The sequence below is a fragment of the Chryseobacterium angstadtii genome, assembly GCF_001045465.1.
GTDB classification, from domain to species: domain Bacteria; phylum Bacteroidota; class Bacteroidia; order Flavobacteriales; family Weeksellaceae; genus Chryseobacterium; species Chryseobacterium angstadtii.
The window spans coordinates 150,939-164,383 of the sequence record NZ_LFND01000005.1 but is presented as its reverse complement, the minus strand read 5'-3'; the positions used below and the strand labels follow the sequence as shown (position 1 = coordinate 164,383).

The window sequence follows — 13,445 nt, the reverse complement described above, 5'->3', positions numbered from 1 at the left end:
TTCAAACAAAAAAATTATTCTTTAAAAAAGTCTTCAAATTTCATATTATTTTTCTTTGCATATTCTCTGATATACTGATCCAGAAGGCCGCTCTCTTTCAGAAACAGAAGAGGATTCTGAATATGGAGAATATCGTGAATGGCTTTATGCTTATCCGGTTGTTTTTTGAAATAGGCTTCGGAAATTTTATAGCCCATCCAATAGCCCAGATCGTTGGGACGATCATCTTTTTTACTGGTTCCGTACAGCCAGTCTGTAAAGTCTTTCTTCTTCATCACAGTTACAAATTCTCTGTATAACTTATCAGAGTTGGCTTCTCCATATTTATAAAACTGGCTGTTAATGGTTTCTCCGGATACCATTTCACTGATAAAATCGGCACTTCCTTCACTTAATATATATTTTAACAAGCTATCATTTCCTTTGATATCCTGCTGGAAATGAATCAGTTCATGCGAAGCAAGTCCTACAATGCCATCCAGATTCTGAAGGGTTTCTGTTCCGATCATAATTCCGTCTTTAGAAAACGTTCCTCCGGTATTAAATCTTCCGTATACAAAATATATCGGTGGAAACTTGGCTTGCGGATACCAATATTTCAGTGCACTGTAAATTGATTTGATTCTTCTTTCCTTTTGATTGATTCCGGACAGAACATTACGGCTTTTGAGATAATCTTCTTTTCTCTTTTTTACCATTGTATATAATGAATCTGCATTGATGATCCTGTATTCTATAAAACCTTTTACACCCGGAGATCCGTTTTTGATATAGTCTGCAAAAGGATTTTGTTTAGAGGTTTCCATAGTATCGAATGCTTTCCAGAAACGGTCTGTATCTTTAGTTTCAAATACTGCATTTAACGGATCACTGGAAAAACCTGTCTGGGCGTTGGTCATTCCAAAAGCTAATGGAAGGAATGCAAAAATGTATCTGGCTCTCATATTAGTTTTAAAGATTTTCTATCAAACGGTGAAAAATATAAAAACTTATGTCGAATCGGAATTTTCACAGGTTTTTTATTGAATTCCAATCAACTTTTCAAAAATTGAAATTTCGTTGATTATTTACGTTCATTAATCGGTAAATCTTTTTAATTTTGTTCTATGGATTTACGAGATCAGTTAAAGAACCTTTTTCCGGAACATGAAGAGCAGGATTTTGAGATGCCTGAAGAAGCTTTTAAGCAGCAGGAACCTTTGGTGTGCAAATTTGAAAAGAAAGGCAGAAACGGTAAACCTGTAACCATAGTTGAAGGTTGGGAAGGCAGTGAAGAAGATTTGAAGAAAATTTCAAAAAAAATAAAAACCACCCTGGGAATAGGCGGTTCAGAGAAAGATGGAACGATTATTATTCAGGGCGATAATCGTGATAAAATAATGAATATCCTTAAAGAAATGGGATACAAAACTAAAAGAGTCGGCGGATAGATCTAGAAATAGATCTGGGTTTCCGGCATCAGTTTTTTTAACCGTTCAATCTTTATTTTTTCTATAGAATTTCCTGTCAGAATAAGGGTTTTAAGCTTTTTCAGCTGCCCAATTTCTTCGGGAATGTCTTTCAGATTATTATTTGCCAGATTCATACTGACTATATTTTTCAATCCTTTTATTTGAGAGGATATTTCTGTGATATGATTGTTACTTATATTTAAAAATTCAAGATTCTGAGCTTTAAACAGGTTTTCCGGCAGTTTTACAATGGCATTTTGCTGTAATTCCAGATATTTCAGGTTTTTAGGAAAAGAAAGATTCCCCAAATCATTGATCTGATTTTCAGAAAGATTGAGAAACTTCAAGTTTTTAATCCGGTCCAAACGGTCCGCAATGATGCTGATCTGATTTCCCTGAAGATTAATTTCCTCCAAAGCAGGAATATTCATCAAAGCCTCCGGAAAAACATTCAGGTTATTGGCATCCAAATGCACCGCTTTCAGATTCTGAAGTTTAGCAATATTGGGATTTACAGAGGTCAGACTATTGAGATTCATGGAAAAGCTATTCAGCTTTTTCAGATTTCCTATTTCATCCGGAATATATTTAATGCTGTTTTCATTCACATTCAGAATCTCCAGCTCAGTCAGTTCAAAAATTTCCTGATCCATTTTTTCAAGCTTATTTCCCATGATATTCAGGAAAAACAGAGATTTCAGTTTTGAAATCCCGGGAGGAATATTAAAAAGTCCCTTTTCTCTGAAGCTCATGCTGTAAACCGTTTTTTCACTCTTTAATGCTTCGTCGATATTGGTAAACGTAGGATATTTCACCGGATCTATCTGTGCATTGGCCAGAAAGAGGGAGAAAACAGAAGTGAGAAGAATAAGCTTTTTCATAGAGTAAAAGTCTCGGCGGCGGCTTTGCCGCCGCCGAGACTGAATATTAATAGTTTACTTTTTTAATAATTTCACAGTCTTCTGGAAACCGCCTTCCGCTTCGATATTCAGAACCAGAATACGGGAAGTTTCCAGCTGGTGGGTAAAGTCCAGATCCAATGACCTGTTAACTCCGCTGAACTTCTTCGTATATACAATTTTTCCATCCATGCTGTATGCAGTTACCGAAATATCTTTTAATCCTTTTGGCGAATTGATTTTCACGATACCTGAAGTAGGATTGGGTGCTACGTCTACTGTATTTTCTGCATTCTGATTTTCAATGGTTCCTAATGCACCTGATGTTCCTAAGTTTTGCTTCAAGGCAATAACAACGGTAGCGGATTTACCTCTGTAATCAATTGTATTTCCTGTTGCATCTATATCTGTAGAAATCGTGGAATCCGGATGCTGGATAGAGAAGAAACCGAATTTATGATCAGGAGTAAAAGTAAGCCCTGTAGGCTCGGATCCTGCAGGCATTGATGCAAAAAGTCTCACTTTAGGATTGGCCTGTGTATGATCCGGAGCAATTACCCAGATGTAATTTTTTCCGCCATCCTGAAGAACCCAAAGATTTCCAAGCTCGTCAAACGTAAGGTTATCATTTCCATCTCCCCAGGCTTCGGTTTTCATTCCCTGTGCAGTATTGAAAGAATAGGTTGAAGAAGAACCTCCTACGAAAGTTTCTACCTGAGAAGCAGTGCTTCCGTCATCTTTAATACGGTATACTTTATCCAGTCCTTTTGCAGTAAAATAGATTTTACCATCTAATGGGCTGATATCTACATCTTCCACTCCGTTGAATCTTGTTCCTCCTAATGATTGAGCCTGACCTGTTGTATTATTCTGGTCTGCTTTCACTTTATTCGGAACCTGAACCCATGTGGCTGTAGTTCCTACCGGATCGCCAGATGCACTTAATCCCTGATCTAATTTTAACACATAAAGATTTCCTGAAGCAAGGTTATTCGGAGTATCCATTACATATTTATAAACCATGTGGGTTCCGCCATCTTCGCCGTAATAAGCAATAGTTCCTGCATTATTCACCACTACATTTTCGTGGTTCATAATACCCATTTCCCAAAGTTTTCCTTTGGATCCGTCTGCATTTTTAGAAATTACCTGTGCTGTAGCAGGATCAATTTCCACAAGCCATCCGTAATCTTTGTAGCCGTCATTATTGACATCGTTTGAAGTTACAGATTCTTCAGCCGTAACTACCGTTCCCCAGGGTGTTATTCCTCCGGAACAGTTTCTGATCGTCTGCACCAAACTTGGATCTGAGAAACTTACTGCTCTGGATCTTGTCAGCTGCCAAAGTTTGGTTCCTGCGTTATAATTAAGTTCTGCCATGGTAACCCCTCCCGGGTTGGTCTCATGGTTAACGGAAAGATATCCGTTTGTACTGCTTCCGGCTTTGGCAACATAACCTGTAAAGTCATTCTGCCCGCCTACCATTCCGCCTCCTTCAGTATAGTTGTCGCCTTCTTTTAAGATAAGCTGGTATTTATGTTCAGCAGGAATAATCAGTTTGTTGGTCTGTGCAGTAGGAACAATAGATGTAAAACAGCTGATATGCGTTCCCGTACATCCCACAGAAGGAGTAACAGTAGTTGTTGTCTTTAGATAAGCATCAATTCTAAGATCAGAGCTGGTAGTACTTCTGTTATGCAGCTCCACAGAAATTCTATTGATTCCGTTTACGAATCTGGATTTTGGAATAGAAAAAATATTGTAAATATTTTCCGCAGCACCATCTATGGTTGTACTGGAAAATGTATTGAACGTGATAGTACCAGCTGGCATATTGTCTCTCACGACTTCTACCCCATTCAGATAAACCACGATTCCGTCGTCTCTCATTACCCCCAATTCCATATTATCTGAAAGGGTTGAAAGATCTACCGTAAAATCTTTAGCAAAATAAGCTGTTGTAAGCCCTGAATTAATTGTAGTGGTCACGGGATCTCCATATCCCAGAGGTCCGTTTCCTGCAGCCCAGGTGGAAATATCAAATGTCTGGCCTTTCCAGGGATCTGCTAACGCCTGGTTATTGTCTTTATAGCTCCAGGATGAATTCTTATTGAATAAAAAAGTCTGCGCCTGTACGCTAAAGCCTGCGACCATAGCCAATGCCGCAATTGTAAGTAATTTTTTCTTCATTTTTTTGATTTATTAGACCTTGCAAAACTATTTTTTTGGCGCAGCAACTCCGTTAATAAGACTTTAAATATGGATCGGGAAATATTAATTAATCTGAAACTTAATGTTAAGGGAATTAAATAATTGTTAAATGATATGGTGCGGGTGGCGAGATACGGGGTACGGTGTTGTGAGATAGGTGGCGAGGGAATTAAGTTTAGGTTTGATAAATGATGAATGATAAGTGATAAGTGATGAGTGATTAATGATTATTACGACCTCTATTCATCATTTATCATTCTCTCAAAATCTTAGCTTTTAAAAACTAAATAACCTTTTTATATCTCAAATCTCCTGCCCCGAAACCCCAAAGCCCGCACCTTGCATCTCAAAAACTCGAATCGCGGAACTCAAAAACCCGCAAACCCGCACCCCGAACTACTTCGCCCTGCTGATATCCGTCAAAGAATTCAGAAAAGCAATAATCTGCTTAATCTCGGTTTTGGTTAAATCCAATTTATCCGGCGGCAGGGTTTGATTCTTCATTTTTAGGCCGAGTCCTTCTCCTCCGCCTTCATTGTAAAAATCCATCACTTCTTCCAGTGTATTGAAGGCTCCGTTATGGAAATAGGGTTTTGTAAGGGCTATATTTCTGACTGTAACGGTTTTGAAAGAATAATCATAAATCCAGGATTTTTCTTTTTTCACAGGACTTTTTCCTCGTCCCAGATCCGGATCGAGCTCCAAAGGCAGCTGGTTTATGGGTTTTACGGTCACTCCCAGTACTTCAGATTCATTTTCGTTAAAGAATGGCGGTACCAAACCTGAAAAATGAGGCGCAAAATGACAGGTCGCACAATTGGCTTTACCCATAAATAAATTGTATCCTTTTTTCACCTCATCCGGAATATCCTTTTCATTTCTCATAAAACGGTCAAAATCGCTATCAAAAGAATACAGGGAAGCTGCATAGGAGCTCAGTGCTTTAGAAAAATTTTCTTTATTTATTTTTCCGTCTTTAAAAGCGGCGCGGAATGCTTTTTTATATTCAGGCTTTGTTTTTAGTTTTTTGATGATCTCCTCATAACTTGTATTAAATTCATCATCATTATAGATAACATGTTCTGCCTGCTGCTCAAGATAGAATGCTCTAAGGTCATAAAAGAATCTTTTTGCGAAAACCGCATTGTACAGAGAAGGCGAATTTCTTAAAACGGTTTTTCCTTCCACATTGCTCGGAGATTTTGCTTTAAGGTCTGTAAAAGCATTCTCCTGAAGATGGCAGGATGCACAGCTCATTTTGCCATTTTGACTTAAATTCTGATCATAAAAAATAGATTTCCCGAGGCTTCGGAGGTCTGCATTATCTTCCGAAGACTTCAGCAATGTATAAAAATACGGATCCAGAAAATCACTGCTGAACAGGTTTTTGCTCTTCACATTCCAGCCGGAAAATTCTTTGAGATCATCTGCTCTTCCATCCCACTTTCCGAACTCCTCATAAAGCGGCTGAATGTATTTTTTATAAAATTCAATCCTGTCAAAAGTTTCAAAATCCTTGTTTGCTGATAGATAAGTCATTCCTTCTGTCAGAATATGATTGGCCTTCTGAACATTATAATTCTTAAAATAAGCATCGTCGTTGATGTATTCTTTAATTCCCGCAAATGCATGACGGGCTTCTTCGGAGATATTCAGGGAACCGGGGGTATCAAAACCCGTCACTCCTAATGTATAAATCCTTATCAGCTCTATTCTTAAAGGTAATGTTTTGTTGTTCCCGCGGCTTAAACCATTCTTCATGGCACTCAGATAAAAGCCTGAATAAGAATTGTACAGAAAATCTGTAATGGTTTTGATCTTTTCTTTTTCCTCTCCCGCTTCCTCTGAAAATATCAGTTCATCCAACACCTGAAGTCCTTCCGGAGGTAATGTATAAGCTGAAGTTCCGGCAGCTTCTATATGGAAAAGCGGAGCTGCATTAAGATGTGTTTTTGTAAATTCGGGATAATGATAGGCAATGTAGAATTCTATTTCTTTAAATGAATTTCTTGTTGTACTTAAAGAATTTCTAAGCTCTTCAATACTTATTTTATCCTCTGAGAATTGATATACATCCGATTTCAGCTGATCAAGCTTGCTCTTAAAATCTGAAAGTCCCTTATTGATAAAGGTATTTTCATTTTTTTCTCCCTTATCAACCGGGTTAAAAGACATGACAGCAAAGCCTATCAATACCATCACAGCTAGTAGCGCATACAATCTCATCAATTTTTTAGCGGCAAAAGTACCGTTTCGATATTATCCCAAGTTTAATTCCAGATTAAGAAATGTTTATATTTTAACCAACATTTGAGAGGAAGTTTTTTTAAATAATGTCAGAAATTTTGAAGCGGGAAGATGGAAGGTATTGAGATCAGAAGTTGAGTGGCAGGACTATTTTATTAATTTATTTCACTAAAGAAACAATCCTTGTCAAGGTTTAAAACCTTGACAAGGATATGCAGTTACTTGCTTCCGGCTACCAACTGCAACCTATTAACTTCTTTAACACAAAATCAGGTTATTTCAGGTAAAATATTTTTATTAATTTTAAACCCCGAAATCAAATTCACGGTACTTCAAAACGGCATACTTCCTGATGCCTGTTAAAAAAAGTAATGACGAAAGATATTGGGAGAGGTTTTTAACATTATTTTCAACAGATTAAAACAAAATATTATTATGAAAACAAAAGTATTATTCGCGTTGGTGGCGAGTTTCCTTTCCATTTGTACGTTTGCGCAGAAGAAAAAGAAAGAAATGGCCGTTTATGCAGAGAAAAAAGGCAATGACTATTATCTGGTACGCCTTGAAGAAGACAAACAGGTACCCAATGTATACGTCTATTCAAATGGAGTAACAAAACCTTACAAAAACTACACTGATCTGAAAGAAGTAGTAATGGACTTTCCCGGCATGATGGAATCTAATAACTCTACAAAAGAAGAGATTGTTTCCGTTCTGAAAAAAGGCGACAAGTTCTACGAAATCACCTCTCAAAGAAAAGATCCGAAAAACTTTGAAAAGACCATTATTACGGTTTATGAAGTATTCCAGGGACAAAAAAGAATCGTAGAAGAATATGATACGATCTATGACCTTGCCGGATCACCTTATAAAGATGCTATTTTCATTAATTAAAAAACAAAAATATAGATTATGCTAAATAAACTTGCTGCCTCAGAGCTGGTTCTGAATGATGACGGAAGTGTATACCACTTAAATCTTTTGCCTGAAGATATTGCTGATAAGATCATCCTTGTGGGAGATCCGGACAGAGTAGCAAAAGTTTCAAAATATTTTGATACGGTAGAGATCAAAAAAAACAAAAGAGAATTTTATACCCACACAGGAACGCTGCGCGGAGAAAGAATTACGGTAATGTCCACAGGCATCGGAACTGAAAACATTGATATCGTTATGAACGAACTGGATGCTTTGGTGAACATTGATCTTAAAAACAAAGAATTCAAAACGGAACATAAAGCACTTGAACTTTTCCGTATGGGAACCTGCGGAAGCGTAAACCCTGATGTTCAGGTAGACAATATGCTTGTAACCCAAAATGTTGTAGGTCTGGACGGGCTGATGCATTTTTATCAGGACTACAATTTTGAGAATGAATTTTCAAAAAGTTTTATGGAGAAATTCCCGTATGAAAGAATCAAACCTATGCTTTATTTTTCAGACTGGGCAGAAGAGATGGGAGAATATTATAAAGATGCAAAATACCACGGAAATACGGCTACTTTCCCGGGATTCTATGCTCCACAGGGAAGACAGCTGCGTTTAAAGGCTGTGGATGATCAATTCCTGGAAACATTAAATGATCTTGGCGTAACCAACTTTGAAATGGAAACCTCAGCCATCTATGCTCTTTCCAAATTATTGGGTCACAAAGCGATTACCGTGAATAACGTTATTGCCAACAGAAGACGTGGAGAATTCTCTGCGGATCATCATGCTTCTGAGAAAAACCTTATCGATTGGGTATTGGAAAGAATCATTAAATAGAATATAAATCATGGGCCAGGACATCACATGTCTTATTACGGATAAAAATCTGGAACTGAACAGGGATATTGTTCATTTTAAAGTTCAGGGATTTACGTTTATTCCTTTCAACACTTCCTGTGATCTCGGGCTGGAGGAAGCCAAAGATTTTGAGTTTTTAAAAGACTACATCCGGTATTTAGAATCCAGGGACAGTTTTGAGAATTATACGTATAACCGTGATAATGATCATTGTGATATAGATATTTTCAGAATGATAAAAAACTATCAGATTGAGAACTTCATCATAGAACATCATTCTGAATGGGCAGATATTCCGGTCGACTATTATTTCATGCAGGTAACAGAAGGCAGAATTGTTAAAAACAGCCTGGTATTTGACGAAAGTGAACAGTCAAAAACCAATAAAGCCCATGTTCCGGAATCCAAGAGAAATTTTGGCCTTCATTTCGACTGGCTCGCCAATACTGATTTATTCTATTCTTATTTCCATGCAGACAGAGTATATACACTACTGCAGAAAAAATAGAATTTTAATACTTTTCAATTAAATCTAATAACTAAACCTTATAGGTTTTAAAAACCTATAAGGTTTGATTGAAAAAAAATTCGTTATAATTATCTTAGTGAAATGCTTTCGGATCGGGATGCTTGAACACAAAATCCAGCTCTGAAATTAATTTTGATGACAGAATTATTTTACCCTCACCTATTGTTTCTTCAGCAGACGGCAGATTTTTCTGAGCATTGATCACCAATCCTTTTGACGGATGCTCTGGTGCAGCTACATTATACAGCTTGCCTTCTGAGCCTTTCTCCATCATTTTTTCAATCACATGACAGATATCCTCGTAATGAATATGATTTACAGGAGCTTCCAGATTTGAAATGGTATAATTTTTAAGAAGTCTGTTATCTCCCATCAATCCGGCTAATCTCAGAATATTAACCTGCGGATAGGCATTTCTGATCATTCTCTCTCCGGGAACTTGATTGTAAGAAAGATTTTCTTCAGTATAATTCCCGGGAATATCCGGATACACTCCGGTAGAGCTCATTACGAACATCTGTCCTTTAAAATCCCCGATAAATGACAGTAAGTGCTGAATTCTGTTATACAATGAACTTACACAGCAGCTTTTTCCGGAAAGCGGAATGGTAATGATTAAGACATCCATCCCTTTTATCTCATCCCACTGCGTGATCTTTTTCTCCAGCTGAAAATCCGGGAAACTGGCAACAGTGGCATTAAAGTCTTTAGAGTTCAGCTCATCGGCTTTAATATTTGTAGTTGCGGTAGTATATATTGGGTATCGACCGGACATTGAAGCTGCTATCCTGGATCCAAGCCAGCCGCAACCTATAATTCCTATTTTCTTCATAAATTTAAAGGATCCGCTTTCATTATTTAAGCCTTCAATTTCTGGCTGAAGTAGAGATTCAAGCAGATCTTCAACAAAAATAAATCAAAATATCCTGTTAAACATTCTTTCATTTTAATTTATTCAAATAAACCACAGTGATGTTTCCTTTCATCATTTTTATGTCTCATTTTAAGCCTAACAATCGTTAGTAGTAAAACTACGACAAAAACCAAAATAGGGTTGTATATTTTTCCTATTCACCTCCCCGATTCTTATATTTGTTTCACATGGACGTGATTTTAATACCACAAATACACCCCTGTAAATCAGAATGTTAAATTTAGTTAAACAAAACATTAATTATACTTTAAAGCATAAAAAAAAAGGATTTCATCCTATAAATTAAGTGAAAAACAGAACGATAAATTCCTCACAAATGATACTATTCTGTTGACATTACCAGGCAGTATTTTCATCTGAAGTGAGTGATAAGAAAAACCCTCATGCAGTTTTGCATTTTATTCAGACTGCTGCTTACATACACCAACCAGAAAAAATATGTTATGTTTCAAGATAGCCAATCATCAAAAAAACAGATCCCAAAATCTAAAAAAGATCTGGGTTCCATAGAACCGGGAAGCAATAAGACTTTAAAAAAAGCCGATCAAATAAAAAAAACAGCACAGACCGCAGGACAGTCACTTTCTCAGGCTGATACTTTTATGAACAAAGTTTCCCAGCCCAACCCGACTCTAGTTTCTGAAAATAAAATCTGGACAGAACAGCCTACATCCAAAATACACAATGCCAAATCCATTCCCACAAGTGAATTGCTGGGAATCAACCGCGTTGCTAAACTTGAAATCATCATTGAGGGTAAAGTGATCAAACACTTCAAACACTTCAAACTTACCCAGAGTGCCGTTAAACATCATGAATTCAGTCTCACTCTTGCTCATGACACTTTAGGAAGTGCTGAAAATCATAACCTTGAGCAGGCGCAAAATTTTTTGGGTAAAAGAATTACGGTTGTATTCAAATATAAGGATGTGGAAGAAAGCCCTGAACGGAATTTCGTGGGTGTGATCACAGAAGTAGGATTCAGCCAGGACAAAGGCAGTCTGGGAAACATAGTACTTACAGGAAACAGTCCTACCGTACTGCTCGATGCTGCACCTCATATCCAAAGTTTTGGCGGCGCGCAGGAAATCAGCCTGAACAGTATTGCAGACTGGGTTATTAAAGAAGGTCTTGGATCCAATAAATTTGATTTCAGAGTAGATTCCCAGCACGGCAATGTCTCTTATAGTTCTCAGTATGAAGAAACCCATTATAATTATCTCGCAAGAATAGCAGAAGCCTATGGAGAGCAGTTTTATTATGACGGCGAAGTTCTTCATTTCGGAAAACTTCCGCCACAGGAAAAACCCGTACAGCTGGTCTATGGAAGCAGCGTACACGATATTAAAATAAAAATGAAAGCCCAACATGTGAACCCTACTTTTTATGGCTATAACAGCAGTAAAAATGAAAAGCTCACCACAGGAAGCTCAAAAATAAGCCACCAATCAGATATTGCTAAACGTGCTTACGAAATATCACAAAAAACGTTTACTACACCTTCTCTAAGAGTGGCTCCAATTAAAGCCACAACCTTTATGGATGTGGATGCGTCACAGAAAGGGACCGCCGGAAGCAAAGCAGTAGATGTCTTTATCACGTCCGGAACTACCAGTGTACCCTTTTTATATCCTGGATGTACTGCAGATGTGGAAATGCGGAAAACAGAAACCAATCAGACGGCTTATTTTACCAAGCTTATGATCACGGAAATCAGCCATGAGGTAGACGGAAGAGGTTATTATACCGGAAATTTTGAAGCTATAGCTGCCGATACCGGATATCTTCCCCGTCCCGAATTTCTAATGCCTAAAGCTGATCCTCAGTTCGCTAAAGTTATTTCGAATACTGACCCGTTAAATCAAGGCCGCATACAGGTTCAGTTTGACTGGCAGAACGGGCCGGACACTACGGAATTCATCCGGATGATGAGCCCTGATGCCGGAAGCAGTGATAAAGTAAACAAAAACCGCGGATTTATGTCTGTGCCGGAAGTTGGGGATCAGGTGGTGGTTAACTTTGTTCATCAGCATCCCGACCGTCCTTTTGTTATGGGCGGAATGTTCCATGGCAGCATTGGCGCAGGCGGAGGAGCGGGAAACAACATCATGAGCTTTAGCGGAAAAAGCGGAGCCGAATTAAAATATGATAACGGAGCTGGTTCTATGAATCTGAAAGATCAGGGAGGAGCTAATATGCTCTTTGACGGTGCCGGAAACGCACTCACCAATGCCAATAACGATAAAACGGTAACCGTTGGAAACAACAATACCGTAAAAGCAGGAAACACCAATATGATCAATGTAGGTGATGCCTCGGTACTGCAAATGGATAAAACAGGAAAAGTATCCCTTACGGCCAATACAGAATTCAAAATTGTGGTGGGAGCAAGTACCATTGTGATCGATAAGGAAGGAAAAATAACCATCAACGGAAAAGAAATTATTGTAGACGCCAAAAAAAGCATCAATGTTTCTTCTAAAGATGAAACTAAAATAGGCAGTAAAAAAATAGATGTTTCCGGAAGCTCAGAAGTTCAGATCAATGGCAGTAAAGTAAATATTAATAAGTAATCAGATGGAGATAGGCAAAGAATATCAATACAATACAGATATTATAGGCAAAACCAAAGTACACAGTCTGGACAGTAATTACAAAATCAATATTAAAACATCTGTTATATACAAAGGAAAAGATCCTGATGAAGATTATCACCTGTTTGAAATTACTGAAACTGAATACAATCTGGAAATGTATGAAGATCCCCTGATTGTTCAGATTACGGAAATGACCAATAAAATATGCAGTATCTACAGCACCCTGGAAGTTGGGATCAACAAAAAGGGAGAAATTGCTAAAATTTATAATGGAGACCTCATCCGTCAAAAATGGGGAAAAGTAAAAGAATGGCTTACCAATGCCCATCCTATTGAAGCTTATGAAATTATCCGCGCCAAAGAGTACGAGCTTACCAATGAGGATATGGAAATAAAAAGCATCAAATACATCCATTTCTTTTATCAGTTCTTTTATATTTTCGGAAAAGAACCCATTGAAGAAGGCTCAAAAAGCTATGTAAAAAGAGAAGATATGGATCGGTTTGGGGCCGGAGTGGTTATTCCGGTCAATCTTTCCGTCTCCAAAAAAACTACGGAACAGGAATTTGATGAATGGAATGTGGAAGGAATGATGATCCGGGACGATAAGATGATCAGAAGGCTACGGGAATTTGCAAAAGACAACTATATGCATCCCGAATACAAAGTGAACGGAAAATACCTGTATGATGACCGGATATTGCTAAAATCTGATTTTACCATTACTGAAAAACTGGGTGAATTTTTCTACTATCATTGTTTTATGGAAACTCATTTAGAACTGTAATA

At 37.7% G+C, this 13,445-nt stretch carries 11 protein-coding genes; 6 read left to right on the top strand and 5 right to left on the bottom strand.

The features are described from left to right. Nucleotides 1-14: 14 nt before the first annotated feature. Nucleotides 15-944, bottom strand: coding sequence for a DUF2268 domain-containing putative Zn-dependent protease (locus tag ACM46_RS15665; RefSeq protein ID WP_048507624.1), 930 nt, complete (start codon nucleotides 942-944; stop codon nucleotides 15-17). A 162-nt stretch (nucleotides 945-1,106) separates the two neighbouring features. On the opposite strand from ACM46_RS15665, the gene ACM46_RS15660 reads away from it, so the two are divergent. Then, on the top strand, nucleotides 1,107-1,430 hold the full coding sequence (locus ACM46_RS15660) for a translation initiation factor (protein WP_048507623.1): 324 nt from the start codon (nucleotides 1,107-1,109) through the stop codon (nucleotides 1,428-1,430). A gap of 2 nt (nucleotides 1,431-1,432) precedes the next feature. On the opposite strand, the gene ACM46_RS15655 is transcribed toward ACM46_RS15660, so the two are convergent. The 3 genes from ACM46_RS15655 to ACM46_RS15645 form a co-directional block, all read right to left on the bottom strand. After that, the gene (locus tag ACM46_RS15655) at nucleotides 1,433-2,332 is read right to left on the bottom strand and encodes a leucine-rich repeat domain-containing protein (RefSeq protein WP_048507622.1); all 900 of its coding nucleotides are present in this window, start codon (nucleotides 2,330-2,332) and stop codon (nucleotides 1,433-1,435) included. Nucleotides 2,333-2,386: 54 nt separating this feature from the next. Beyond that, entirely contained in the window at nucleotides 2,387-4,540 is a 2,154-nt protein-coding gene (locus ACM46_RS15650; RefSeq protein WP_048507621.1) for an alkaline phosphatase PhoX, read from the bottom strand. A 417-nt stretch (nucleotides 4,541-4,957) separates the two neighbouring features. Continuing rightward, entirely contained in the window at nucleotides 4,958-6,787 is a 1,830-nt protein-coding gene (locus ACM46_RS15645; RefSeq protein ID WP_048507620.1) for a cytochrome-c peroxidase, read from the bottom strand. A 456-nt stretch (nucleotides 6,788-7,243) separates the two neighbouring features. On the opposite strand from ACM46_RS15645, the gene ACM46_RS15640 reads away from it, so the two are divergent. From ACM46_RS15640 to ACM46_RS15630, 3 genes are read left to right on the top strand one after another with little or no spacing between them, the layout of a single operon-like run. Further along, nucleotides 7,244-7,702, top strand: coding sequence for a hypothetical protein (locus ACM46_RS15640; RefSeq protein WP_048507619.1), 459 nt, complete (start codon nucleotides 7,244-7,246; stop codon nucleotides 7,700-7,702). An 18-nt stretch (nucleotides 7,703-7,720) separates the two neighbouring features. Next, on the top strand, nucleotides 7,721-8,575 hold the full coding sequence (locus tag ACM46_RS15635; protein ID WP_048507618.1) for a nucleoside phosphorylase: 855 nt from the start codon (nucleotides 7,721-7,723) through the stop codon (nucleotides 8,573-8,575). A 10-nt stretch (nucleotides 8,576-8,585) separates the two neighbouring features. Continuing rightward, on the top strand, nucleotides 8,586-9,104 hold the full coding sequence (locus ACM46_RS15630) for a hypothetical protein (protein ID WP_048507617.1): 519 nt from the start codon (nucleotides 8,586-8,588) through the stop codon (nucleotides 9,102-9,104). Between the two features lie 94 nt (nucleotides 9,105-9,198). On the opposite strand, the gene ACM46_RS15625 is transcribed toward ACM46_RS15630, so the two are convergent. Further along, nucleotides 9,199-9,957 (bottom strand): Rossmann-fold NAD(P)-binding domain-containing protein, encoded by a 759-nt coding sequence (locus ACM46_RS15625; protein WP_048507616.1) that lies wholly within the window; start codon nucleotides 9,955-9,957, stop codon nucleotides 9,199-9,201. A 545-nt stretch (nucleotides 9,958-10,502) separates the two neighbouring features. Between ACM46_RS15625 and ACM46_RS15620 the strand changes: the two genes are divergently transcribed. Both ACM46_RS15620 and ACM46_RS15615 read left to right on the top strand, forming a co-directional pair. Then, a complete protein-coding gene (locus ACM46_RS15620) occupies nucleotides 10,503-12,632 on the top strand; it encodes a type VI secretion system Vgr family protein (protein ID WP_083997436.1) in 2,130 nt (709 codons plus the stop codon). A gap of 4 nt (nucleotides 12,633-12,636) precedes the next feature. Beyond that, on the top strand, nucleotides 12,637-13,443 hold the full coding sequence (locus ACM46_RS15615) for a hypothetical protein (RefSeq protein ID WP_048507615.1): 807 nt from the start codon (nucleotides 12,637-12,639) through the stop codon (nucleotides 13,441-13,443). Nucleotides 13,444-13,445 lie beyond the last annotated feature (2 nt).